The following is a 24,638-nucleotide window of genomic DNA, read 5'->3' on the forward strand; positions in this document are numbered from 1 at the left end:
CTACATTGCCCTTTCAGGGGTTCATGTCTAACTTAAATAATTCCTGTTGAAAGGATTATTGCGAGCGCACCAACGATCCAGCAGTAGTATGCGAAGATGTTAAGGCTCCAATCCTTGATGATCTTCATTAGGAGCTTGATTGCAAGGTAACCAAATACAACTGCAGAAATGAAACCTGCTATGAGTGCGGTTGTGGTAATATCAAGGGCACCTATGTCCTTAACTTGAACCAGTAAAGCTCCAAGTATGGCTGGTATTGAAAGAAGGAAGCCGTACCTTGCTGCAAGTTCCCTGTTGAGTCCTGAGAAGAGACCTGCTGCTATGGTTGATCCTGAACGGGATATACCTGGTGCTATTGCAAATCCCTGAAAGATACCTATTGCAAGGGCATTTTTGAATGATACTTCCTTAACCTCTTTATTTCCACCTTTATGATGTTCTGAAGCCCATAGGAGCACACCTGTTATGAGCAGGAAGAATCCTACAATCGGGATTGAGTTGAACATGCTTTCGAACTGACTTTTCAGAAGTATTCCCATCAATCCTGCAGGAATGGTACCAACGACAAGTAACCAAACGAGTCTTTTGTAAACATCTTCTTTAACTCCTTCCTTGAACTTTCCCCGGAATATATCCGCTATACTTGATACAAGGGCCTTTATCATTCTCAGTATGTCCTTTATGAAGAATGAAACAACTGCAGCCAGTGTACCCAGGTGAAGGATCGTATCGAATGCAACACTTTGTCCTACCCCCATGATGTCTTGGAAAAATACTAGATGAGCTGAGCTGCTCACAGGGAGAAATTCTGTTAAACCCTGGACCATTCCCAGTATTATCGCTTGAATTATGTCCATTTTTTAATCACCTTTTTTAGATATTTTATTTTTCAGATAGTGTCCAATAATTTTTGTTTAATCAACGGTTTTAAATCAAGAATTTAAAGTAATTATGAGCAATAACCTTATTTCATTTTAACATTTTCAACTAATTTTTTTATAAGGAAATTTTTTATAAGGAATATTTAAGGTATTATTAACCACTATTAGTGTTTTTTGGTTTGGTTTGGAGATGTTAAAACTCATTAAATCACATGAACTGCTTAATTAAGTTTATTTTAATCTAGATTAAACTTTTTAAAATACTTTTTTCAAAATTCAATGAAAATTAACCCTTATTTCCCTCTAGATTTCCTCCAGATTGCACTAAGATCAAGGCAGATTTCTTGAAAACAACCTAAATCATTGGATCAATGGGGATGTCGTAATTTTGCACTTCAAATTCATTTAAAAAAAGAAATGATTTTATAAAAATGGGAATTATAACTTAGAACTAATAAGTTATAAGTTGTAACTTATAACTTTTAACTTATAAATTATAACAACATTTATTCATCCACGAAGGATAACCAACCCTTTTCATCCTCAACCTCGCAGTTAAGGACTTTGAAAAATGTTTCCTGGAGCTTCTTGGTTATTTCTCCCCTTTTACCTTCACCAACAGTTATCTTATCTATGGATCTTATTGGTGTGAGTTCTGCAGCCGTACCTGTTAGGAAGACCTCGTCTGCGATGTAGAGCATTTCACGTGGAAGGGTTTCCTCCCTGACCTCAAGTCCCATGTCCCTTGCAATTTCCATTATTGAATCCCTGGTTATTCCTCCAAGTAATGATGATGAAACTGGGGGTGTGTACAGAACTTCGTCCTTGACCAGGAATATGTTCTCTCCACTTCCTTCACTGACCATTCCCTGGTAGTCAAGCATTATTGCCTCGTCATAACCGTTCATTACGGATTCCATCTTTGCAAGCTGGGAGTTCATGTAGTTGGAACCTGCCTTGGCCATGTTTGGCATTGTGTCAGGTGCCATACGTCTCCATGTTGAAACACCAAGGTCAACACCGTTTTCAAGTGCCTCTTCACCCAGGTACTGTCCCCAGCCCCATGCAGCAATAACAGTTTCAACTGGACAGTTACGGGGGTAAACACCCAGTTCAGAATAACCCCTGAAGGCTATTGGCCTTATGTAACATTCTTTGAGTTTGTTGGCCTTTATGGTGTCCATAGTGGCTTGGGAGAGTTCCTCAACTGTGTAGGGTATGTCCATCCGGTATATCTTACCTGAGTTCAGAAGCCTCTGCAAGTGGTCCTGCAAACGAAAGACCGCAGGTCCTTTTTTGGTGTTGTAGCACCTTATACCTTCAAATACGCTTGATCCGTAGTGAACAACGTGAGATAGAACGTGTATGTTTGCATCTTTCCAATCAACTAATTTTCCGTTAAACCATATCTTTCCTGATTCATCAAATGCCATTTTTATCCCTCTACTCCTTCAGATATAATTGGGCACGGTACAATAAATAGATTTATAAACCGAAACATCAAGGCTCAATTTTAACGAACATGTTCTAAAAAGGGTTGTTATTACAAATATTTTCATAATACCTATCGCTATGGCAAAACATTTATAAAGGGTGATTATCAAACCAAGAGTCGTAAGCTTTTTATAAATCTTTATAAATGAGAATATGAATTTTTCATGTTTTGCAGGCTTCAGACATTTTTCGACCTTCATATAAAGATCATCTGATTAGGGTGCAGGTGAAGTTTGGAAAAAGTTTATATAGCGATTTGCACAATACAGAAAAAAGAGGGCCGGTGGTCTAGGGGTATGATACCTCGCTTACAACGAGGTGATCAGGAGTTCGAATCTCCTCCGGCCCATTTTCAAAATATTAATTCTTGAAATGTTTGTTTCACTTATTATCTAACAACTATACTTTGAACATTATTTTTGCTTCGACCTATGTTTTTTTTTTGATGAATAATTTTAATCAGTCAAAAACAAAGGTAGGTGGTTTCATGGTTGTTGAAACAACGTTTTCTTCATATTTAACAGGTGAAGATGCTTTAGTTCTTTTTTTCGGAGTTTACATGACTCTTGTCATAAGTCTCAGTAAAAAGTTCCGCATCTTCGACATGTACCTCTTCTTTTCAAGGGATAAACTTAAAAAATTACATTCACTTCGCAGATTCATTGTAGGATTTGTATTGGTGGATACAATGCCCATTGCATGGTTTTGGGTGCTATATAGGTTTGTTATACCCTCAGAACAAGGGGCATTTCCCATAATGGCAGCAGCATTTGCATGTTTCTCAATACTAGGATTTGAAAGATTTTTGCATGGGGTAGTTGCAACTGAGCATCACGAAAAATTTTACACCCCTGAGGAGTATGACGAGCTTATAGGTGCATGGGGGAGAGAAAATGATGAGGACAACAGATTCAAGGTTCATGCATTCACAGGAATGATCTACCTCATAATCTTCCCTGTAATAGCTTACTTCATAGGAATTATTCCCATTCATCTATAAATTCCATGAACTTTCTCTTTTTCACTGGGATACCATAAATCAATTGGATACCATAAAATTATATATATCTCTTCAACAGAACCTTAACTAAGAAGAGATTTCTAGAATGAGTATCTTTAAATGCTTTTTTAATTTGGGCCGGTGGTCTAGGGGTATGATACCTCGCTCACACCGAGGTGATCACGAGTTCGAATCTCGTCCGGCCCATCATTTATCAATTAACAATCAGTCAGCTTTTTTAATCCAGCTTTTTTAAACTTAGAACTTATTAGAGGAATTAAACCAAATAATATAAACTCAAATAATTTGATAATGGAGTATTTCCTTAAAAAACTTAAAAAAACTATTTACTTAAAAAAACTGAAAAGAGGTAACTTGTTTGTTCATAGTCAGAGGACATTCAAGTCAAAATTATAATGATAACGTGCATTATCATGGTCACGATGAAAACGGTTGTACCCTTGGTGAGCATTTTGGCTGCATCCTTCTCCACCAAAGCAACGATTCCATAGGCCAGGAGTGCTGAAATCAGTATCTTTGAAACTCCCAAAACCGCAGTGTTTTTGTATCCAAAGCTTATTAGATAAGCTGCAAGGGATGACAGGAGGAACACTATGATTATAAGTGCAATTATGTTCTTTAAAATGGCTTTGATTATGGGGCCAATTGAAATCGCACTGCTTTGACCGCTCTTTTTTGATAAACTCTGTTTTCCCCTGTTTATCAATCCAGTTGTGACCACCCGGGATTTTGGTTTTGAAATTGGTTTGGATGATGGGATGTACTCTTCATCGTCTTCAAATTCATCCATAACAACATCTGAATTGGGTTCGGATATTGAAGCGGAATTTCCAGAGAAATTTTTGGCCATGGTGATAAGCCCTTCCTTGTCCACGATTTTGATGTTTCTTCTGCCTGCGTAGTTTATGGCGCTCTTTGTGAAGTACGATGTTGTAACAACCACAACCTTGGAAGCTTTAAGGGTTTTTGCAACCATCTCCATCTCCTTAAGAACGTCAAGTCCCACTTCCCATCTTTCATCGTAGTTTTTACAGGCCACAACAACACCTATATCTCCCAAAACCGTGGGTAAAACACCGTAAATGTCTATCATGTGCCTTGATGTTTTGAAGTTCTGGTAAACCTTGAACCCAGATTCTTCCATAACCTTTGCAACGAACTTGACAAGTCTGTTTTTTTCCAATTTCCTCACCCTTTGCAGTACAGGTGAATGATTAACCGGTACCCTTAATTATCATTATTTAATAGGTATTATTAATTATTTTCTAATTTGCTATACGTAAAATGTAAATCCATTTCTTTTTTCACCGCGTAAACTTTTTGAGGGTTGAGCCATATAATATGACACCATGCGAATTCTCATAACCAACGATGATGGAGTTAACTCTTCAGGAATTATGGCCACAAAAAAAGCAGTAGATGATCTGGGAGAGATCCAGGTTGTCGGCCCTGCAACCCAGCAAAGCGGCATAGGTCATGCATTAACCCTTTTTGAACCCGTAAGAGTCACAGCAACTACACTGGCAGATGGAAGTGAAGCCTATTCAGTTTCAGGAACTCCAACAGACGCGGTCATAATTGGAATATATGAACTTTCACGTGAAAAACCAGATCTGGTTATATCAGGTATAAATATTGGAGAAAACCTTGGAATGTCAGAGTTAACAACTTCTGGAACAATAGGTGCTGCAATGGAAGCTGCAGTTCATGGAATTCCTGCTTTAGCTGTTTCTCTACAGGTTTCACGTGGAGATATAAAGTTCCACGATGGTCACGTGGATCTTGACTTCACCCATGCACAAAAGATCCTTCACAGGGTTTCAAAAAGAATCCTGGACAGGGGACTGCCTGAAGGTGTTGATTTCCTGAATTTGAACATTCCCTCCTCACCAGAAAATGATAAAATAAAGTTGACAAGACTTGGAAAGCGAATGTACACAATACACATCCAGAAAAGACTGGATCCCAGGGGGAGACCTTACTACTGGATTGATGGCGACCCTGTTGAGGATGATGCTGAGGGAACCGATGTTCACACCCTCCGATCTCAAAGTTGTGCAACCCTAACTCCGATCTCTCTTGATTGCACATCCATCTTAGATACCACGAGGGAATGGCTGGACTGAGATGAATGGATTGAACAGTGAGGATTTATCTAAATCAACCTTTAGATGTACATGATATCAAATATTTTTTTCTTGATTGTAGGTACAACTCAATAAATACAAGGTTCCATCAAGCATCCACATGAGTATAACTCGTCTGTCCTAATAATCGCAGGAGTTTTTCATTATTTTGGTGTCATGGCTACTGTCGAAAGCACTGCAGTTTGTTGCAGTAATCACAATTAAATCCATTTAAATTAAATATTCTTCTATTCTTTTATACAAAGTTATTAAACTCTTTTTTATAATTTTAATAATAAAAATAACTTTTTAAGTTACTTAAACTTTTTTTAAGCCTTAAATGATTTTTTTAAAGGTTAATACTGGGATTTGGTATAGATTTGGGCCTAACTTTGGAAAAATTACTTTTATACCAAACGAACAATTTTAATCAAACAACATGTAAAGGTTTTGATGCACTGTTTTTTTAGATTTTCACCTTTTATAATCATGTTAATAGCTTAAACAAATAAAAAAAATTTCAAAACAAATAAAAGATGGAAATACCATGGTTTACGATATTTTAATTCCAACATTACCTGTTTTGGGCCTTTATTTAATTACTTACGCCCTTTACAAGATGAGGTTAATCAAAAAATCTATGCACGTTAGTGTTTGGAACTTCATAATAGGACTATCCTTCCTGGTCTGTGGTGGGGCAGGATTCATACTCCTGATACTCCTTGATCTGGGTGCCACCCTTCCAATCAGTCAACAACTTCTGTACTGGCACGTTGAATTTGGAGTTACAATGGCCCTTGTAACACTGTTCCACTTCCACATCTACTGGAAGGGTACCAAGGCAATGCTTGGACTTTCAAAGAGGAGGTCAGGGTCATGAAGATCAGCATTAAATTAAGAGATATTAAGCAATGGCTTAGAGGTAGGGAACGCCTCATGGGGGTGTTAGGTGCAGCACCATTTATAGCTGCAGCAACGATCTCAGGATCCTGTGCAGGTGGCTGCCCATATGGCCTTGTAAATGATCCATACCCTGGGCAGTGTCCAAGGTACATTGATGCAAATGGAGATGGAATCTGTGACCTGTCCCAGGCTTCAACCACCAGTACAACAGACTCCGACACTTCAACTTCAAACACGGATTCATCCACGGAGGATACCCAAACATCCACAACGGACTCCCATGGAAATCCAGATACTGGAGCGGATCAATCAACAGATACAGGCGGTGCTGATCCTTCAAATGCTACTAATGCATCAAATGTAACATCAGCAGATGATGGAGGCTTTGATCTTGGAGATCTTCTTGGAGATGGAGGAACAGGGTACCATGTTATTCCATTAAGTGTACTCCTCATGGGCGCCTACCTCTTCACCCACTACCTCTTCACCAAAGGTGTTTTAACGCCAAAAAGGCATAAAAGAATTTGGAATCTCCTTGTAACTGGAGGTTATCTTGGTACTGGAGTAACGGGAATCCTGCTAATATTCATGATAAAATTGGGTATAACTGCTCTGAGACAGCCCATAACATTCTGGCATGCAGAACTGGCAGTTTTAATGGTCATTGGTACCTTGATACACATACACATCTACAGGAAACCATTTAAGAGGATGTTCAAGGTACTTTTTGGACTTGGATCAACCAATACTAAAAATTCCCGGAGAGACATGCGAAGCTCTAAATAAAATAATTTAATAGGACTGTGAAATCTTGATTTGGAAGTTCAGTCGATAGATTTATTCTTCATGACCCCAAAAATCAGATCAGTTTAGTTGGGTTTATTTTCCCAGAACATGTGGTGATGTCATGAAGAAGATATTATGGTGGCTCATAGGTGGTACTAAGGGGGGTGTTAACAGAGCAAGGATAATACACAACTTACACCAGCGACCATACAATGCCCATCAACTGGCTGAAAAATTGGATCTGGACTACAAAACTGTAAGACATCACATAAAGGTTTTGGAGGAAAACAACGTTCTTACTTCCTCTGGAGAGAAATATGGTACAATGTACTTTCTAACATCACAAATGGAAGATAATTACGAAATTTTTCAGAAGATATGGCATGAAATGGGTGAAAATTAGTCGGGTGATTAGATGATTCAAGATTTAGGTTTAAATACCGGAATAAAAGGACCGGAAACACCACAAGCACAGGAACTACCTCAATTTCCAGATGATGACTTCAGTCTGGCCCTGGTGGCTGCATTCGTAGGAGCAATCAACATAGCTCTGCTTCTCGTACTCTTCATAATTTACATTTCAAACTACAGAAAGCTTAAATCTAGTTTCAGCATGGGGCTGGCCCTTTTTGCAGTACTTTTAATAATGCAAAATGTGCTTTTCATTTTCTTCCTGGTTTCAAGACAGGGGTTCCATGGCCCTGGCATGGGTGCACCGGTTTTAAGCCTCAACATTATACAGTTAAGTGCATTGATAGTTTTACTCAAAATAACGTGGGTTTAATTAGGTGAATTAATCAGCGGAATATTTGAATCTAAAAAAGAGAATTAAAAAAAGAATTAAGAAGGTTTGTAAAAATTCTCTTTTTTAAATCGTTTTTTAAACTTTTAATTGATGTTTCATAGAATCTTCAAGGTTTTTTAAGCTTTCAACATAAGAATTTTTTCAAAGAAAAGATCAGATAAGTATAATAGTAACAATTAAAAAGATTCTTACAATGAAACTGGATTTAAACTCAGGTTCTGAAGCTAAGAAAATAGGTTTTATTGGCCTGCTTCTGATGGTTTCTTCTATTTTAATTTGTTACTTTCATTTAAGGGGAATGGGGCATGTTTTCACCCATTTATTTTACCTTCCCACCATAATAGCATGTATATGGTGGAAAAGGAAGGGTTTAGTAGTGCCTTGCACTTTAGCCTTGCTTTTACTATTGAGCAATTTAATAATGCCCTTTTCAGACTTTAATCTTACAGAATATCTTGTAAGAGGCTCCATTTTTATCATTGTTGGGTTGGTAACAGCCCTTTTAACTGAAAGGTTTCAGGAAACAGAAAGACAACTTTCAACCCTTATGAGCAACCTTCCAGGCATGGCATACCGTTGTATGAATGATGATGACTGGACAATGAAATTTGTGAGTGAAGGATGCTACGAATTAACTGGTTACACGTCCCATGACTTTATAGAAAACCTGAAATTATCCTACGCTTCAATCATACGCCCGGAAGATCTTGAAAAAGTATGGAATGGTGTTCAAAGGGGATTAACTTTGCATAAACCATTCAAAATAAGTTACAGGATCACAACAGCAAATTTTGAAGAAAAACACGTTTGGGAGCAGGGTCAGGGCATCTGCTCTGATGATGGGGAATTAATGTTTATTGAAGGGTTCATAACAGACATAACAAACCTTAAAAATGTAGAAAAAGAAGTTAAACATCTTAATTCCATACTTAAAGCTATACGTAATGTCAATCAGCTCATCGTTAAGGAAAAAGATAGGGATGAACTCTTCAAAAGGGCCTGTGACATACTCAGGGAGATCAGGGATTTCAAGCTTGTATGGATTGGTCTGGTGAATGAAAATAACTTCAACATCTCTCCTGCAGCTTCATCTGGTATTGAGGAGAGTTATCTTGATTCCATTAAAATAACATGGGATGATTCACCTGAGGGTAAAGGACCTTCTGGCATGGCTATTAAAAATCAAAAACCTTACATAATGAGGAACTTAGTCGAAGATCCCACCTTTAAACCATGGAAAGCTGAAGCAATTAAGAGGGGGTTTTCATCTTCAATCGCTTTTCCGCTCATGTATGGTGAAAAAGTTTATGGGAGCCTTGCCATATACTCTGAAGACTTTGATGCTTTCAATTCTGCGGAAACATCACTTCTACTGGAACTTGCAGAGGACATAGGATTTGCAATACACAACCTCGATGTTGAGTCCAAACAGAAGGAAATGGAAGAGGAGTTAAGGGCAAGTGAGGAAAAATACAGAACTCTTTTTGGTAATGCAGAGGATGCTATTCTGATAATAAACGATAACAGGTTGGTTGATTGTAACTCAAAAACCTTGGAAATGTATGGGGCAAAACGTAGTGAAATCCTTGGTGAAACTCCTTATGATCTTTTTTACCCCCATTCAAATGAAAAAACCCAACGAAAAGCTTTAAAATATTTAAATAATGCATTAGATGGGGTTCCTCAGGTTTTCGAATGGAAATTGAGAAGAAAGGACGGGGAGCTGTTTTATGGGGAAATTAAATTAAATAATTTAAATTTGAAGGGTAGCACGTATTTAATGGCAATGATAAGGGATATTACTGAGAGAAAAATCGCGGAAGATAAAATAAAAGCGTCCCTTCATGAAAAAGAGGTTCTCCTAAGGGAGATACATCATCGTGTAAAAAACAACCTTCAAATAATATCCAGCCTTTTAAACCTTCAGTCACGGGGCATAGATAATGAAGAAGTGCAGGAAGTTTTTAAGGAAAGCCAAGCCCGTGTTAAATCCATGGCAATGGTGCATGAAAAACTTTACCAGTCTCAGAACCTCTCCAGAATTCAATTCAAGGATTACATACTGAGTCTTGTGAACAACCTCCTTCAAACCTACCTGAGGGATCCCTCAGGAATCCAACTAAAAACTGACATCGACGATGTTTACATAGACATAAACACCGCAGTTCCTTCGGGTCTGATAATAAATGAGATAATATCCAACTCCCTCAAGTACGCATTTGATGATGATCGCGGGGAAATAAAAATATCCTTGAGGAAAGATGATGATGAGATGGTTCTAAAAATTTCAGACAACGGTAAAGGATTTTCCAAAGATTTTGACTTTAGAACTACTGAAACATTGGGATTGCAACTGGTTAACAGTTTAGTTCAGCAACTTGATGGGAAAATTGAGATTGATAACACCAATGGTGTGGGATTTAAAATTACCTTTAGGGAATTGGAGTACGAAAATAGGAATTGAGTTATATGTCCAATTTAATTGGGGATTGGCAACTACTTTTTTTAAATTTCTATTAATTAAATATCCATTAAATCTTCATTTTTTCAAGGTTTCAGATGATTTTTAGACACCTTTTTCTACAGTAGAATGAATTTTTAGACGGTTACTTAGGAAAATTTTGGGAATAATATGAAAAAAAGGAGTTTCAACTTGATTCTTTTTTGGGATAATTTTTAATGCAAGTTAACCCCAAATTTTTTCTACTGTAGAATTTCCTCCCACCTTTGCCATCACATGCCTATGAAAAATGTTCGTTACACTTGAAACGGATGTTTAAGATCCATGTCTTTTTTTCTACTGTAGAAATAATGTATCTTCTAAATAGTTTCAAAATGTCTATAAAAATTTTTTTAAAAGTGTTTGAATTATTCAAAGGACTTTAATACCTAAAATGTCCTTTTCACCCGTAAAAACCGCCTTCGCGATCTGGGCACTTCCAACTGAACCTGAAGTTGGTGGGATCATAGAAACAGGTGCAATCTCCTCAACACTATCTTTTATCATCTGGAAGATGTTTATGGGTTTCTGCATGGAACCAATGGAACCTGTGAGTACTATCCCATCAATTCTCTTCGTTATTCCCCTAAGCCCCCATATCTCCATGATTATGGTCATGACCATAGTTTGGATGGCGAGTTCAGCTTCCCTACTTCCCTCAAGGTACATCCTGATGATCTCATCCTTGGTACGGGCAACCTTGGTGTCAACCCCTGCAACCTTAACTGCACCTGCACGCGAAAAACATTCATTTGCAGTTCTCTTACCGTCGTCAATATCCCTGATCATCTCAAGGTCAAGGGGGCCATGTATGATACCCATGGCACCAACACATGCATCCATAGCGCCCCTGATTTTTCCATCCTCAACCAGTATGCTCACGCTGTTGGAGCTTATGTCTGAAACGATCATGTTGCTGAGCCCAGTTTCAAGGTAGGCGTTGTAGGATATACTGACCTTTTCAGGGCTTGCGGCATGGGAGTAAGCTGCCCTGAACCTTTCATCCATGCAGGGGGTGTTCTTGTGAAGTCCTGGAATGAGGATGGTTGGAACCCCAGATTCCTTTATTTCATCGTAGACAGATGTTCCCCCTCCTGTAACCTTACCTGCGCCGCCTATTGAGATTATTCCTCTGTTTTTGACCTTTTCTATTGGAGTTATTTCAGCTATACCGTCGCCCATTGCATAGGTTATGGCCATTAGGTCTATGGATCCTAGGTCAACCCTTTTTGAAAGCTCCTCCAGGGCTGATACTTTTCCAGCAGATAGTTCTTCCCTTCCAATCTTGAAATGAATTGGTTCTTCTCCCAATACTGTAAATGAAACGCCTGTTGTTCCGTGATCCATACCTACAAAAACCATAAAATCACCTGATGTTTTTAATTCAACGATCTTGGACTGAAATATATTTCGCGCAGTTATTAAATTTATCTCATGATTAAAATGCCTGAATTGATTATGTAATCTCTAAAAGAAATTTTTAGGTTTTAATAATTCTTAATAATTAAAATCAGTGAATTAACTGTGGTTTTGTACTTTTCAATTAAAGAAATATCAATTAAGAAACTGCACTTCCTCTAATAATCAGAAATAGAAATAAAGAAACAGAAATAAAAAAAGAAGGATTTTTAATCGTCCTTCTGTAAACCGCAAGCCTTCCTTAATTTTGCGCCGACCTTTTCGATCTGGAGATCGTCTTCAATTCTCCTTAGGCTGTTGAGCATTGGAGCTCCTGCGTTGTTTTCGGTTGCAAATTCTTTGGTGAATTTACCTGTCTGGATCTCTTTAAGGACCTTTTTCATTTCTGCACGGGTTTCATCTGTTACGATACGGTCCCTGATCATGAGTCCTCCGAATTCTGCTGTGTTACTTACATCGTGCCACATGTTTCCGAATCCCTTCTTGTAGATCAGGTCCACGATTAGTTTCATTTCATGGCATGTTTCGAAGTAGGCGATCTCTGGCTGGTAACCTGCTTCAACAAGGGTCTGGAAACCTGCGTTTATGAGCCCTGTAACTCCTCCACAGAGTACTGCCTGTTCACCGAATAAATCGGTTTCTGTTTCTTCTTTGAATGTTGTTTCAAGGACACCGCCCCTTGTGAGTCCACATCCCTGTCCCATTGCAAGGGCTATTTGTAGTGCGTCTCCTGTGGCATTCCTTTCAACTGCAACGAGTCCTGGAACTCCAAATCCTTCAAGGTACTGCTGTCTTACCATTGAACCGGGTCCTTTTGGAGCTATCATGGTTATGTTGACGTTCTCTGCTGGTTTTATGTAACCGAAGTGTATGTTGTAACCGTGTGAAAAGGATATGGTGTTTCCCTCTTCCACATGGTCCTTTATGGATTCCTGGTAAACTTTACCCTGTATTTCATCAGGTATGAGTATGTGTATTACATCAGCCTGTTCTGCAGCATCTTCAATGGTCATGACCTCCATACCCACATCTGACGCAGCTTTCCATGAGCTACCGTCTTTTCTAAGACCAACAACAACGTTTAATCCGCTGTCTGCCATGTTTCTTGACTGTGCCATTCCCTGGCTTCCGTAACCTATTACAGCAACGGTTTTATCTTTTAAGACGTTTGTATCCACGTCTTTGTCGTAATACATCTTCATCTACAATTCCTCCTGTTTTAGAAATTCAGTGAATGTTAACAATGAAATGTTTAACCACTCAACAGTTTCAAAATAAATTTCAAGTTGAATATTTCAAAAATATTTTCAAACAGTTGAAGTTCAACATTAGATTTTTAACACTAGGTTAGAAAATTAATCCTGATCTACTATTTAATGGAAGGATTTATAAAGTTTATCATGGATATGTTAAAACCCTGAAATTCCATTTATTTTTCCTTATAACTCTATTATAAACCTTTTTAATCCTTATAAATTAAAATTAAAATAAAAAAATATTTTTTAGGGGATGAACTCCCTTAAAAAAATTTACATTGTCTTGTTGCCACGGGACATGGCTGTGGGTCCTGTTCTGGCTATCTCCTTTATTCCAAAGGTTCTCAGAAGATCGATGAGAGCTTCTATTTTATCAGGGTCTCCTGTGATTTCAATGGTTATGTTTTCAGGGCTCACGTCGATGATTCTGCCTCGGAAAATGTTTGCGTACTGTATAACCTCTGATCTGACCCTTTCCGTAGGGGTGTGTACCTTGATAAGGCAAAGTTCCCTTTCCACGGTGCTTTCAGGATCCAGGTCTCTGACCTTTATGACCTCTATCAACTTGTTCAGCTGTTTTGTTATCTGTTCCAGGACCTTTTCATCACCTTTAGCAATTATAGTCATGCGTGCCAGGTCCTTTTGCTGGGAAGTTCCAACTGTGATGTTTTCTATGTTGAATCCCCTTCTTGTGAAGAGTCCAGCTACCCTCTGAAGGACACCTGGCTTGTGGAGGACGAGTGCACTTATTATGTGGGTTCTTTGTTCCTCCATTTTAATCACCACCCTCCTTTGCCTGTGGCCTGTAGGGTATCTCCCCAGGAGTTTCCCTTGCTACCTTGTACTCTCCAACGATCTCTGTTAAACCGCAGCCCGGAGGAACCATTGGTAATATCTCCTCTGGGTCGATTGTAACGTCGATGACTGCAGGCTCATCTGCAAGTAGAGCCTCTTTCAAGGTTTCACGCATCTGTCCAGGTTTTTCAACCCTTTCACCTTTGATTCCAAATGATTCTGCAAGTTTCACGAAATCTGGAACCTCTCCAAGGTCTGTGTGGGACATTCTTTCGTTGTAGAAGAGTTTCTGCCACTGGGCAACCATTCCAAGGTACCTGTTGTCCAGGATACATACAACGACCGGTATATCGTACTCCTTAATGGTTGCAAGGTCCTGGCAGACCATCAGGAATCCTCCGTCCCCACATACAGCAACAACGTCTGTATCAGGTTTTGCAACCTTTGCACCGATTGCAGCAGGGAATCCGAACCCCATGGTTCCGAGACCTCCCGAGGAAAGGAAGGTTCTTGGAATTTTTGATGTGAAGTAATGGGCCATCCACATCTGGTTCTGACCAACATCCGTTGTAACGATGGTGTCATCAGTTACTGCCTCAGATATTTCCTTTATAACCTGTTGGGGTTTTAATGGAATGTCATCGAAGGTTAAACGTGGAATGCACGTCTTTTTGAAGTTCACTACATGTTTTCTCCATGCCATGGTGTTTTGGCCTGGATTTTTAGTCTGTGAAATGGTTTTTATCAGACTTGCCATTATTATCTTGGCGTCTCCAACTATTGGAACGTTTATCTCCACGTTTTTGCCGATCTCTGCAGGATCAACATCGATGTGCACTATCTTCGCGTTTTCAGCGAATTTTGGAATTGAACCTGTTGTTCTGTCCGAGAACCTGCATCCAATTGCTATGAGGCAGTCACAGTCATCAACAACGAAGTTTGAACTTTTTCTTCCATGCATACCCAGCATTCCAAGGGAAAGTGGATGATCTTCAGGAAATGCACCCTTTCCCATTAAAGTGGTTGTAACTGGTGCGTTGATGATCTCTGAAAGTTTTAACAGTTCTTCAGATGCTCCTGCAAGTATAACTCCCCCACCTGCCAGGATGACTGGCTTTTCAGAGTTTAATATGAGTTCAGCAGCCCTTTTAACCTGTAATGGATGTCCCTTTGTGGTTGGTTTGTAACCTGGAAGATCCATTATCTGGGCTGTTTCATAGTCAAGCTCCTCCACCTGAACATCCTTAGGAAGATCCAGAAGAACTGGACCAGGTCTGCCGGTTCCAGCTATGTAAAATGCTGATTTTATGAGTCCGGGTATTTCGTCGGCGTGCATGGCCTGGAAGTTGTGCTTGGTAATGGGCATTGTCATTCCCAGGGTGTCCACTTCTTGAAAGGCATCGTTACCAATAAGTGGTGTTGATACCTGTCCTGCGATTGCCAGTACTGGAGAGGAATCCATGTATGCAGTTGCAATTCCTGTTACTAGGTTTGTTGCACCTGGGCCGGATGTTCCAATGCATACTCCTACTTTTCCAGATGCCCTTGCGTATCCGTCTGCTGCGTGGGCTGCGCACTGTTCATGTCTAACAAGTATATGTTTCAGGTCTGAGTCGTATATTACGTCGTACAGTGGAAGTAGAACTCCTCCGGGGTATCCGAAAACAACGTCTACTCCCTGATCCGTGAGTGATTTGATTATGGCTTCGCCACCCTTCATAAAAACACCTTTTAGTTCATTATTTATTTCATTGCTTGTTGAAGTGGACCTTTAAGTTGTTAGTCAACCAGCCTATCTCACTGATGATGATGTTCAGTTGGATAGAAAAGGCCCATCTACTTTATTTAACTAATTTCATCATTGGGTTTCGGCATATATATTACCTTTTATTGGAGGTATGCTGCCAAATTTTCAGGTTTTAAAAGAGGATCGATAGAATTTTTAATCAATTTTAATGCCCCTTTACTCCTAAAATAAAAAAATAACCATTATAAAACTAAAAATAGTCCTAAAAATCATTTAATCAAAAGATTTATATTATCCCAATTCTTTAATTTATTATGAGGTGTTTTAAATGGTTATGACAGATGAGATGATGAAGGCAGTTGAGAATGACCTGGTCTTTTTTGCAACATCAACAGCTGATGGCGTGCCAAACGTGGTTCCAATAGGATTTGCAAAACCAATTGACAGTGAACACATCCTTATTGTTGACAACTACATGCATAAAACCCATGAAAACCTGGAAAAGAACCCAGAAGCAGCACTTGTAGTTAAAGATGCTAAAAAATGTCCTTACCAGTTCAAGGGCAAGGTTGAGATATTTGAGTCAGGCAAGATCTTTGACGATGCAGTTGAATGGGTCACAAACGTCATGTCAAAGCAACCAAAGGCAGCAATGCTCATGACGGTTGAAAAGATTTATTCAGTTCAGCCAGGTCCAGATGCAGGTAAACAGGTTGATTAAACAGAGGATTTGAGGTTTTGGATACTTAAATTGTGATGCGAGTCGAAGCAATCAAAGTGGAGTATTTCATTCCAAAACCTTTTAAATAATTTTAATTTACTTTTTAAGAGATTGAAATTATTTTCATTAGAATTTATTTTCATTAGATAACTTTTCATAGATTAAATAGCTTCAACAATCTTACAGCTCTTTTAACAGGTCTTTCAATTCTTCGAATAAAAAAAATCTTCAAATCCTTGATTATGTAAAACCTATTCGGACTCATAATAGCAAATTAAACATCTCCGTAGGAATATTCAAAATTTTTAAAACCATTTTAAAGCTAAATTAAAGAAAGATTCCACAGTAACCTGATAAGAATAAAATAAAAGTTTTAAAGCCTTTTTTTAATCTGGAACATTTATTTTTATAAGGGTACAGATTTAATGTTTAACAAAGGAGGATTACGATCATGAAAATTCTTGTTGTAGGAACCGGAGCAAGGGAACATGCCATATGCAGGGCCCTGGAAAATGATGCTGAACTGCACTCCATAATGAGTAAGCAGAACCCTGGAATAGCCAGAATATCAAAATTTCAGATTTCAAGTGAGAATGACATAGAGGTAGTTAAGAACTACGCCGTCTCAAATAAAATAGACATTGCTGTGATAGGGCCGGAGGCACCCCTTGAAAATGGGATAGTGGACGCACTTCAGGCTGAAGGAGTAGGATGTGTTGGTCCAACCAAGGAAGCAGCAAGGATAGAAACTGATAAGGCCTTCATGAGGAACCTCTTCGAGGAACACAGGATCGGTGGATCCATAGTTTACAGGGTCTTTCACGACAGTCAGGAAGCTGGAGATTTCATAGACGAGTTTGGAGAGGATGTTGTAATAAAACCTGTGGGACTCACAGGTGGTAAGGGTGTTAAGATCATGGGAGAACACCTTGATGATGCTTCAGCCGCTAAAAATTACGTTAAAGAGATAATAGATAACAAAATTGGTGGATATGCCAGTGTTGTCATTGAGGAGAAGCTGGTGGGTGAGGAATTCACTGTTCAGGCCTTCGTTGATGGGGACAAGGTTGTTCCAATGCCTGCAGCCCAGGACCACCCTCATGCCTACGAGGGGGATCAGGGCCCAATAACTGGGGGAATGGGATCCTACTCAAACAAAGATGGTCTACTTCCATTTTTGGACGCTAAGAGTTACGATGAATCTGTTAAGATAATGCAGGGCACTGTTAAGGCTATAAAGGATGAAGTTGGACCCTACAGGGGAATACTCTACGGTCAGTTCATGCTCTGCAGGGACGGACCAAAACTCGTTGAGTACAACGCACGTTTCGGAGATCCTGAGGCAATGAACGTACTTCCACTCTTAAAATCCAACTTCGTGGACATATGCCAGGGAATAGTTGATGGAAACCTTAAGGGAGCAGAATTCGAGAGAAAGGCAACCGTTTGCAAGTACATGGTGCCCAATGGATATCCTGAAACAGCCCAGGGAGGAAAAGTGCTTGATGTGGATGAGGCAGCAATAGAAGCTGCAGGAGCAAGGGTTTACTATGCAGCAGTGAACCAGCAGGATGGTAAGGTATACACATCTGCTTCAAGGGCACTGGGCCTTGTTGGAATAGGAGACAGCATAGAAGAGGCAGAAGAAATCTGTGAAGGTGTTACAGGATTCGTTAAGGGTGATGTTTACCACAGAAGGGATGTTGGAACCGCTGCCCTCCTAGAAAAGCGTATGAAACACATGGAAGAGATCCGCGGCCAGTAACTTCAAATCTCCATTTCCCTCTTTTTTTAAGATGAGCTGATCCTTTAATGAATTGACCTAAAACTAGGATCAGTAAATGAAACTCCATAAAACAACATGTCCCTGTGAAATCCATAAATGCATAAATTATAAAAGGTTCATAATAATCTGTAAAGCCCTACAACTTTTAAAAAATTCAGTGTGATTGAAATGATCGATGAAAGGCTGTATCTAAAAAGGCTCAAGAACTGCCAGCTCATAGAAGATATTGGCTGTGAAATGGTTGATCTTCAGATGGAGATGGTTTCACTCGATCAGGAGAGGGGTGCGGTCCAAGGGGAGCTCCGGTTGAAAGAGGTGCAGTTGAACGAATTTCAAATGAAACTTCCAGAAACTCCTGAAAGCCAGTTTATAACAGAAATAAAAGAGATCTTACTGGAAATTAATGATCTGGATCGCAGGATCAGTGAACTGAAATCCAACGGCCTTGAGAAGGAACGTCAGTTCGTTGCACTGAAGAATCATATTCAAAGGGAAATAAAACAGGGAATCACCGAAATTCTCAATGAGAGCATTGCAGAACATGATAAAATCCTTAAAAAACTTTCCATATCTCAAAAACAGGCCCTGAAATCTCAGAGGGAGTGGAAGGATACTGAAAGTCAGGAATCCCACTACAAATGGATTACACATTCAGAAGCGGTCTTGGAGCTTGAAAATCAACTTGAGAAGCTTGAAGACGATATTAAATCTATAAAACGTGTTATGAAGATGGAATTTGGGGAATGAAACCATAGTTTCACGTGATCCTTTTTGCCCTTTTAAAGCTGATATCAATCTCTAGGGAATTTTAGCAAACTTTAGGAAACTTTAAATAAATGTTTTACAGATACTTTAAGATCTAAAAAGGAACACCATATGTTTTTTTGGAGATGAACATTAATGAAACATCTTTTATCAGTTACAGACGCAGAGGACAGCATATTCGAGATTCTCGAAAAGGCTGCAGAATTTAAAGAAGACCCGATAATGGGACAACCACTCAAGAACAAAACCCTTGCAATGATATTTGAGAAGGCATCAACAAGGACAAGGGTATCCTTCGAGGTGGCAATGTTCCACATGGGCGGCAGTGGCCTTTACCTGTCTGCAGATGACCTGCAGCTTGGCCGTGGAGAAATAATAGAGGACACAGCAAGGGCAATGACCCGATACGTTGATGGGGTTATGATAAGGGCCAAAGAACATGAGGATGTCCTTAAATTTGCAGAATACTCAAACGTACCTGTAATAAATGGATTAACAAACAAGGAACATCCATGCCAGGCACTGACGGATCTTTTAACCATAAAAGAGCACAAAGGTACTTACAAGGTTAAACTGGTGTTTGTTGGGGATGGAAACAACGTCTGCAACTCATTGCTCCTTGCGGCTGCACTGGTTGGAATGGATATGACTGCAGTGTGTCCAGCAGGTTACGAACCCGATGCTGAAATATTTGAGAAGGCCAGGGAGTACGCTAAGAAATCTGGATCAAAGATAGAGTTAACGTCGGATATTCAGGAAGGACTTGAAGGTGCAGATGTTATTTACACCGATGTCTGGGTGAGCATGGGTGATGAGGCAGAGGCTTCAAAACGTGAGGAAGACTTCAAGGACTACCAGGTTAACATGGAGTTCCTGAAGCATGCGAAGGAGGATGCAATAGTTATGCACTGTCTGCCTGCAATAAGGGGACAGGAAATAACTGATGAGGTTATAAACAGTCCACAGTCTGTTATATGGGACCAGGCAGAGAACAGGATGCACACCCAGAAGGCAGTGCTCTACAACCTTCTAACAACCTTTTAAAAATTGCGGAATAAATTCCGCAAACCTGCAAATTTTCATTTGCAAGAAAAGGTCGATCAAAACTTCCTTTTAAAAAACTTTTTTAAATCAATTTTAACTTATTTTACATTAAAATGGATATTTTTGTTATTAATTAACAATTTATGGATCTCTTTTTTTAAAATAAAAATAAAATATCAATTATAATCCTTATTAAATATTTATGAATCGTTATTTATTAATTTTAAGATATTTAACAACGAATTTAAACAAATCAAATTCAAAAAAGATTATTCCAATTAAAATTATTGCTGAATTACTTCAACCAAAAATTAAAAATGCCTAAAGAGTGGCATTAAAAAAGATTTAATGGGTGGAAGTGTGTTGCTCACATTGACTCTGGAGCATCGATTCCCATAAGTTCCAGGGAGTTTCTGATGGTTATTCTGGCCTTGTCCACGATTAAAAGCCTTAAATCTTCTTTATCTGATCCAATTACCGGAACAGATTTGTAGAACTTGTTGAATGCACCTGCAAGGTCCATTGCGTACTGTGCAACAGGATGAACTCGGTTTATCCTAGCAGATTCCTCTATAACCGTTGTGAACTTGGACACGATCTTGACAAGCTCGATCTCAGCGGGATCCTCAAGGTTCCAATCCATTACAGTGGCGGGATCGATGGTCTCTGAAATGCCTGCTTTCTCCAGAAGCTTGCATGCACGGGCATGGGAGTACTGTATAGATGCACAGCCACGTTCAAAGCTCAGGGCCTCATCCCACTTGAACACTATGTGCTTTTCAGGGGATAGGCGTGCTATGAAATATCTTATGGCCCCAATACCAATTTTCTCTGCAATCTCTGCCTTTTCATTGTCTGTTAGATCGGATCTTCTGGCTTCGATCTCCTTCGTGGCCCTTTCAACTGCTTCATCCATGAGTTCATCAACACTGATGAATACTCCACGTCTTGTGGACATGGAACCTTCAGGCAGGGTTATGAACTCGTAGAATATAACTTCAGGGGCGCTTCCTCCGATCATCTCCAGTGCAATGCTCAACTGTTTCACTGCAAGCTTGTGATCGGATCCAAGAATATCAACCATCTTATCAGAGTTATTGGATTTGTAAAGGTGATATGCAAGGTCTCTTGTGGCGTAAAGTGATGTTCCATCTGATCTAGCAAGTATTAACTCCTTGTCTATTCCATACTCCTCAAGATCAAGGTATGGGACCTCGTTAGTTTTGATACGGCCTTCAAGGGATTTTAATATCCTTTCAACGTCCCCGTTTTTTATGAAGGTGCTTTCCCACACGAATGCATCGTGGTGGACATTCAAACGCTCTGAAGTGACCTTTATGCCCTGAACACATTTTTCAACAACGCCTTTGAAGAGTTCTCCAAGTTTTTCTTCTTTTCCCTTCTCGTATCTCTTCAGTATCTTGTTGATCTCCCCTTTGAGTTCAGGTTGGGCACGCATAACTTCGTTGACGTTGAAGTAGAGTTTTCCAATTTCATGGTCGGGTTTTCCAGCTTCATCCATTTCATAATTCACGTAATCAGGGTTCAATAGTCCCCAGACGATCATGGCTATCTGACGGCCCATGTCGTTCACGTAGTACTGGGTTTCAACCTCGTAGCCAGCTTTTTTGAGTATCCTTGTTAATGAATCCCCTATTATGGAGTTACGTATGTGTCCTATGTGAAGGGGTCCATTTGGATTTGCTGAGGTGTGTTCGAGCATTATTTTGGTATTTTTTGGTTCAAGGGCTCCATAATCATCATCCAAAGCCTCTAAAACGAGTTTTGAAAATTTTTCATTGTTTGCAAAGAAGTTTATGTAGGGGCCCTTGGACTCCACCTTCTCAAATATGGATGGTGTTTCAATTTTTCCAAGTATTTCCTGTGTTATTTCCATTGGGGACCTTTTAAGTTCCTTTGCAAGTTGAAATGACAGTGAACTTGCAACGTCTCCCATATCTGAGCTCGGTGGTTCTTCCACCTTTATTTTATCCAGCAGTTCCCATCCAAGGGCACTGACGGCATTTTCTAATGCTTTGACTGCTTCTTTTTCCAGAATTCTGTACATAAATTCACCTGTAAATTTAAAACAATGGGTCAACCTTTAAATCTAAATTCTAATTTTTTTTTAGTGATTTAGTTTTTTAGTATTTTTTTTTAATGATTTAAAATTTTTTTAGTAATTTTAATAATCAGTAACTCATGATGGTCTTCAATTAAGAGTTACGAGAAGCAACACCATCACATCTAAACATCTCATTTAACTTTTAGTTTATTCAATCCATCATTTAAAATTATGATCCATTAAAAAAGTGAAATCCATTAAAAATTTAAAAAGGAATGATCTGAATCAATTAAAAAAATTTTTAAGGGGATTAAATCACAAACCCCTTATCCATATTGTTATGTAACCTATTTTCGGTATAACCAGAGGATTATTTCCAATGGTAACCACTTTGGCAGCGATCTGATCTGGATACACAACGTAGGGGTCTGAAACTGGATTGTTATCCCCCTTGATAACGTAGTACTTCTTACCATCTGCGGTTTCATTCACCTGGATGATCCTGTGGATAACGGGTTCATTGAACCATGTGGCATGGTAGACAACGATGTCCCCAACCTTTAAGTTACTTGCATTTATCTCATTAAATCCTAAGAAATCTGTCTTTTCAATTACAACAATGTCTCCCCTGTAAAAAGTAGGTTCCATACTTCCAGAAACCACCACGTTCATGTGCTGGGCGAGTATGATTCCTATTATTATTATGGCAACGTAACTCAGTATTTCCTTCTTATCCGACATGGTTCAACCCCTTTACCTATCTGAGAATTGCTCCCCTATCTGCAGAGGTTGCAAGTTTCATGTACCTTGAAAGCCATCCTTTAACCTTTCTATCTGGTTTAACAGCTTCTTTAATTCTCCTCTCAATCTCAGCATCGTCCAGGAGGACGTCAATTTTCCTGTTGCTGATGTCAATTTTTATAATATCTCCGTCACGAATGGCAGCTAATGGTCCATCTGCCATTGCTTCTGGTGAAACATGGCCTATGCATGGTCCCCTTGTACCTCCAGAGAATCTTCCATCTGTTATGAGTGCCACTGATTTTAGTCCCATACCTGATATTGCAGAGGTTGGGTTCAGCATTTCACGCATTCCCGGACCTCCCTTGGGCCCCTCGTATCTTATGACAACAACGTCACCTTCAACGATCTTTCCAGCGGTTATAGCATCAACACACTCCTCTTCGCTGTCGAAAACCTTTGCAGGACCCTCATGAAGGAACATATTTGGGTCAACAGCAGCTTGCTTGATAACTGAACCTTTTGGTGCAATGTTTCCTTTCAAAACTGCTATTCCTCCTTCTTCATGTATTGGATCGTCCAGGGGGTGTATGACTTCAGTATTGAGAACTTCAACATCTGCCAAGTTCTCCTCAAGGCTTTTTCCAGTGCAGGTTAGAACATCAACATTTAACTTGTCCTCTAAAGTCTTTAAAACAGCAGGTATTCCGCCTGCGTTCTCCAGATCCAGCATTCTGTGGGATCCGCTAGGTCTTATAGCTGTTAAGTGGGGAATTTTATGGCTCCACTCCTCGAAGAGGTCCAGGTTTACCTTCACACCTTTATCTTCCAGTTCACTTGCAATGGCAGGAATATGCAGTGCTGTGTTGGTTGACCCTCCAAGTGCCAGATCAGCTGCAACAGCATTTTCAAAGGCTTTCTGTGTCATCACCATGGATGGTGTGATGTTTTCTTCCAGAAGTTTTATTATCTTCCGTCCTGAAGCTTCTGCAATGTCCAGTTTCTTCTGTGAAACAGCATGTGCCGTTGCACAGCCAGTTAAACTCATTCCAAGGGATTCTGTCACACATGCCATGGTGTTGGCTGTGAAGAGACCTGCACAGGATCCCGCACCGGGACATGCACACCGTTCAAGCTCATCAAGGTCTTCCGGGGACATTTTGCCTGCTAGAACAGCACCAACTCCCTCAGAAACATTTATGAAGTCAACTGGTTCTCCATGGAATTCCCCTGGAAGCATTGGACCGCCGGTGACAACAATGGCGGGTATGTCCAGACGTGCAGCTGCCATCAGCATTCCAGGAACGATTTTGTCGCAAGTTGGGATGAGCACCAGGGCGTCGAACTGATGGGCCATTGCCATGCTCTCAACTGTGTCGGCTATTATTTCCCTTGAGGCCAGTGAGTAGCGCATTCCCTCGTGGTTCATTGAGATTCCGTCGCATATTGCCATTGTGTTGAATTCAAATGCAACACCGCCAGCATCAGTTATACCCTTTTTAACTGCATTTGCAACTTTATCAAGGTGAATGTGTCCTGGAACAATTTCTGTGAAACTGTTGGCCACACCTATGAATGGTTTGTCCATATCAACATCCGTCAATCCACAGGCCCTTAAAAGGGACCTATGGGGGGTTCTTTCAAGGCCTTTTTTAATTGTATCGCTTCTCATTTAATCACCAATGGTTCGTTGAATTCTCAATTCACTTCATAACGTCTTTTCGACATTTTTAAAATTAAAACAGTTTATCTCTAGATCGTTTAGGATCCTTAAAATTTATTA

The 24,638-nt window shown here is 39.6% G+C and carries 21 protein-coding genes and 2 tRNA genes; 13 read left to right on the forward strand and 10 right to left on the reverse strand.

The window, feature by feature from the left end; translation table 11 throughout:
* Positions 1-32: 32 nt before the first annotated feature.
* Positions 33-857 (reverse strand): undecaprenyl-diphosphate phosphatase, encoded by an 825-nt coding sequence (locus tag MCBB_RS11545; protein ID WP_071907901.1) that lies wholly within the window; start codon positions 855-857, stop codon positions 33-35.
* Positions 858-1,387: 530 nt separating this feature from the next.
* Positions 1,388-2,314: a branched-chain amino acid transaminase gene (locus tag MCBB_RS11550; RefSeq protein ID WP_071907902.1), complete on the reverse strand. Its 927-nt coding sequence runs from the start codon at positions 2,312-2,314 to the stop codon at positions 1,388-1,390.
* 338 nt (positions 2,315-2,652) lie between these two features.
* Here MCBB_RS11550 and MCBB_RS11560 point away from each other — a divergent pair.
* The 3 genes from MCBB_RS11560 (at position 2,653) to MCBB_RS11570 (ending at position 3,582) form a co-directional block, all read left to right on the forward strand.
* Positions 2,653-2,724, forward strand: a tRNA-Val gene (locus MCBB_RS11560).
* 138 nt (positions 2,725-2,862) lie between these two features.
* Positions 2,863-3,375, forward strand: a complete 513-nt coding sequence (locus tag MCBB_RS11565; protein WP_071907904.1) for a hypothetical protein — start codon at positions 2,863-2,865, stop codon at positions 3,373-3,375.
* Between the two features lie 135 nt (positions 3,376-3,510).
* Positions 3,511-3,582: transfer RNA gene (locus tag MCBB_RS11570), tRNA-Val, on the forward strand.
* A 193-nt stretch (positions 3,583-3,775) separates the two neighbouring features.
* On the opposite strand, the gene MCBB_RS11575 is transcribed toward MCBB_RS11570, so the two are convergent.
* Entirely contained in the window at positions 3,776-4,540 is a 765-nt protein-coding gene (locus MCBB_RS11575) for a restriction endonuclease (RefSeq protein ID WP_394327155.1), read from the reverse strand.
* A 205-nt stretch (positions 4,541-4,745) separates the two neighbouring features.
* On the opposite strand from MCBB_RS11575, the gene surE reads away from it, so the two are divergent.
* The 6 genes from surE (at position 4,746) to MCBB_RS11605 (ending at position 10,480) form a co-directional block, all read left to right on the forward strand.
* A complete protein-coding gene (surE, locus tag MCBB_RS11580; protein WP_071907906.1) occupies positions 4,746-5,522 on the forward strand; it encodes a 5'/3'-nucleotidase SurE in 777 nt (258 codons plus the stop codon).
* 547 nt (positions 5,523-6,069) lie between these two features.
* Positions 6,070-6,402 (forward strand): hypothetical protein, encoded by a 333-nt coding sequence (locus MCBB_RS11585; protein WP_071907907.1) that lies wholly within the window; start codon positions 6,070-6,072, stop codon positions 6,400-6,402.
* Positions 6,399-7,211 (forward strand): hypothetical protein, encoded by an 813-nt coding sequence (locus tag MCBB_RS11590; protein WP_231916370.1) that lies wholly within the window; start codon positions 6,399-6,401, stop codon positions 7,209-7,211. Before MCBB_RS11585 ends, MCBB_RS11590 begins: the two co-directional genes overlap by 4 nt.
* Before the next feature lie 121 nt (positions 7,212-7,332).
* Entirely contained in the window at positions 7,333-7,614 is a 282-nt protein-coding gene (locus MCBB_RS11595) for a winged helix-turn-helix domain-containing protein (RefSeq protein WP_071907908.1), read from the forward strand.
* A 12-nt stretch (positions 7,615-7,626) separates the two neighbouring features.
* Entirely contained in the window at positions 7,627-7,995 is a 369-nt protein-coding gene (locus MCBB_RS11600) for a hypothetical protein (protein WP_084789973.1), read from the forward strand.
* 214 nt (positions 7,996-8,209) lie between these two features.
* Positions 8,210-10,480, forward strand: a complete 2,271-nt coding sequence (locus tag MCBB_RS11605; protein ID WP_071907909.1) for a histidine kinase dimerization/phosphoacceptor domain -containing protein — start codon at positions 8,210-8,212, stop codon at positions 10,478-10,480.
* Positions 10,481-10,888: 408 nt separating this feature from the next.
* Here MCBB_RS11605 and MCBB_RS11610 read toward each other — a convergent pair whose 3' ends face one another.
* From MCBB_RS11610 to MCBB_RS11625, 4 genes are all read right to left on the reverse strand, one after another.
* The gene (locus MCBB_RS11610; RefSeq protein ID WP_071907910.1) at positions 10,889-11,878 is read right to left on the reverse strand and encodes a methanogenesis marker 12 protein; all 990 of its coding nucleotides are present in this window, start codon (positions 11,876-11,878) and stop codon (positions 10,889-10,891) included.
* 266 nt (positions 11,879-12,144) lie between these two features.
* On the reverse strand, positions 12,145-13,137 hold the full coding sequence (ilvC, locus tag MCBB_RS11615; protein WP_071907911.1) for a ketol-acid reductoisomerase: 993 nt from the start codon (positions 13,135-13,137) through the stop codon (positions 12,145-12,147).
* 327 nt (positions 13,138-13,464) lie between these two features.
* Positions 13,465-13,965, reverse strand: coding sequence for an acetolactate synthase small subunit (ilvN, locus tag MCBB_RS11620; RefSeq protein WP_071907912.1), 501 nt, complete (start codon positions 13,963-13,965; stop codon positions 13,465-13,467).
* A 1-nt stretch (position 13,966) separates the two neighbouring features.
* Positions 13,967-15,706 carry an acetolactate synthase large subunit gene (locus MCBB_RS11625; protein WP_071907913.1) on the reverse strand — a complete coding sequence of 580 codons (1,740 nt, stop codon included), beginning with the start codon at positions 15,704-15,706 and terminating at the stop codon, positions 13,967-13,969.
* Positions 15,707-16,061: 355 nt separating this feature from the next.
* On the opposite strand from MCBB_RS11625, the gene MCBB_RS11630 reads away from it, so the two are divergent.
* The 4 genes from MCBB_RS11630 (at position 16,062) to argF (ending at position 20,049) form a co-directional block, all read left to right on the forward strand.
* Positions 16,062-16,454: a pyridoxamine 5'-phosphate oxidase family protein gene (locus MCBB_RS11630; RefSeq protein ID WP_071907914.1), complete on the forward strand. Its 393-nt coding sequence runs from the start codon at positions 16,062-16,064 to the stop codon at positions 16,452-16,454.
* 451 nt (positions 16,455-16,905) lie between these two features.
* The gene (gene purD, locus MCBB_RS11635; protein WP_071907915.1) at positions 16,906-18,219 is read left to right on the forward strand and encodes a phosphoribosylamine--glycine ligase; all 1,314 of its coding nucleotides are present in this window, start codon (positions 16,906-16,908) and stop codon (positions 18,217-18,219) included.
* Between the two features lie 189 nt (positions 18,220-18,408).
* Positions 18,409-18,987, forward strand: a complete 579-nt coding sequence (locus MCBB_RS11640) for a hypothetical protein (RefSeq protein ID WP_071907916.1) — start codon at positions 18,409-18,411, stop codon at positions 18,985-18,987.
* A 153-nt stretch (positions 18,988-19,140) separates the two neighbouring features.
* A complete protein-coding gene (argF, locus tag MCBB_RS11645; RefSeq protein ID WP_071907917.1) occupies positions 19,141-20,049 on the forward strand; it encodes an ornithine carbamoyltransferase in 909 nt (302 codons plus the stop codon).
* A gap of 367 nt (positions 20,050-20,416) precedes the next feature.
* Here the strand turns inward: argF and argS are convergent, their stop codons facing one another.
* The 3 genes from argS to ilvD all read right to left on the reverse strand — a co-directional run bounded on the left by argS (position 20,417) and on the right by ilvD (position 24,527).
* The gene (gene argS / locus MCBB_RS11650) at positions 20,417-22,117 is read right to left on the reverse strand and encodes an arginine--tRNA ligase (protein ID WP_071907918.1); all 1,701 of its coding nucleotides are present in this window, start codon (positions 22,115-22,117) and stop codon (positions 20,417-20,419) included.
* 312 nt (positions 22,118-22,429) lie between these two features.
* Positions 22,430-22,855, reverse strand: coding sequence for a signal peptidase I (locus MCBB_RS11655; protein ID WP_071907919.1), 426 nt, complete (start codon positions 22,853-22,855; stop codon positions 22,430-22,432).
* A gap of 16 nt (positions 22,856-22,871) precedes the next feature.
* Complete coding sequence (gene ilvD / locus MCBB_RS11660) at positions 22,872-24,527, reverse strand: dihydroxy-acid dehydratase (RefSeq protein ID WP_071907920.1); 1,656 nt, start codon at positions 24,525-24,527, stop codon at positions 22,872-22,874.
* Positions 24,528-24,638: the final 111 nt, after the last annotated feature.

It is taken from the genome of Methanobacterium congolense (assembly GCF_900095295.1).
GTDB classification, from domain to species: Archaea; Methanobacteriota; Methanobacteria; order Methanobacteriales; family Methanobacteriaceae; genus Methanobacterium_C; species Methanobacterium_C congolense.

Excerpts from the sequence above, each read along its gene's own strand:
- MCBB_RS11545 (WP_071907901.1), bottom strand. The coding sequence starts at position 857 with ATGGACATAATTCAAGCGATAATACTGGGAATGGTCCAGGGTTTAACA.
- MCBB_RS11550 (WP_071907902.1), bottom strand. The coding sequence starts at position 2,314 with ATGGCATTTGATGAATCAGGAAAGATATGGTTTAACGGAAAATTAGTT.
- MCBB_RS11565 (WP_071907904.1), top strand. The coding sequence starts at position 2,863 with ATGGTTGTTGAAACAACGTTTTCTTCATATTTAACAGGTGAAGATGCT.
- MCBB_RS11575 (WP_394327155.1), bottom strand. The coding sequence starts at position 4,540 with ATGGAAGAATCTGGGTTCAAGGTTTACCAGAACTTCAAAACATCAAGG.
- surE (WP_071907906.1), top strand. The coding sequence starts at position 4,746 with ATGCGAATTCTCATAACCAACGATGATGGAGTTAACTCTTCAGGAATT.
- MCBB_RS11585 (WP_071907907.1), top strand. The coding sequence starts at position 6,070 with ATGGTTTACGATATTTTAATTCCAACATTACCTGTTTTGGGCCTTTAT.
- MCBB_RS11590 (WP_231916370.1), top strand. The coding sequence starts at position 6,399 with ATGAAGATCAGCATTAAATTAAGAGATATTAAGCAATGGCTTAGAGGT.
- MCBB_RS11595 (WP_071907908.1), top strand. The coding sequence starts at position 7,333 with ATGAAGAAGATATTATGGTGGCTCATAGGTGGTACTAAGGGGGGTGTT.
- MCBB_RS11600 (WP_084789973.1), top strand. The coding sequence starts at position 7,627 with ATGATTCAAGATTTAGGTTTAAATACCGGAATAAAAGGACCGGAAACA.
- MCBB_RS11605 (WP_071907909.1), top strand. The coding sequence starts at position 8,210 with ATGAAACTGGATTTAAACTCAGGTTCTGAAGCTAAGAAAATAGGTTTT.
- MCBB_RS11610 (WP_071907910.1), bottom strand. The coding sequence starts at position 11,878 with ATGGTTTTTGTAGGTATGGATCACGGAACAACAGGCGTTTCATTTACA.
- ilvC (WP_071907911.1), bottom strand. The coding sequence starts at position 13,137 with ATGAAGATGTATTACGACAAAGACGTGGATACAAACGTCTTAAAAGAT.
- ilvN (WP_071907912.1), bottom strand. The coding sequence starts at position 13,965 with ATGGAGGAACAAAGAACCCACATAATAAGTGCACTCGTCCTCCACAAG.
- MCBB_RS11625 (WP_071907913.1), bottom strand. The coding sequence starts at position 15,706 with ATGAAGGGTGGCGAAGCCATAATCAAATCACTCACGGATCAGGGAGTA.
- MCBB_RS11630 (WP_071907914.1), top strand. The coding sequence starts at position 16,062 with ATGGTTATGACAGATGAGATGATGAAGGCAGTTGAGAATGACCTGGTC.
- purD (WP_071907915.1), top strand. The coding sequence starts at position 16,906 with ATGAAAATTCTTGTTGTAGGAACCGGAGCAAGGGAACATGCCATATGC.
- MCBB_RS11640 (WP_071907916.1), top strand. The coding sequence starts at position 18,409 with ATGATCGATGAAAGGCTGTATCTAAAAAGGCTCAAGAACTGCCAGCTC.
- argF (WP_071907917.1), top strand. The coding sequence starts at position 19,141 with ATGAAACATCTTTTATCAGTTACAGACGCAGAGGACAGCATATTCGAG.
- argS (WP_071907918.1), bottom strand. The coding sequence starts at position 22,117 with ATGTACAGAATTCTGGAAAAAGAAGCAGTCAAAGCATTAGAAAATGCC.
- MCBB_RS11655 (WP_071907919.1), bottom strand. The coding sequence starts at position 22,855 with ATGTCGGATAAGAAGGAAATACTGAGTTACGTTGCCATAATAATAATA.
- ilvD (WP_071907920.1), bottom strand. The coding sequence starts at position 24,527 with ATGAGAAGCGATACAATTAAAAAAGGCCTTGAAAGAACCCCCCATAGG.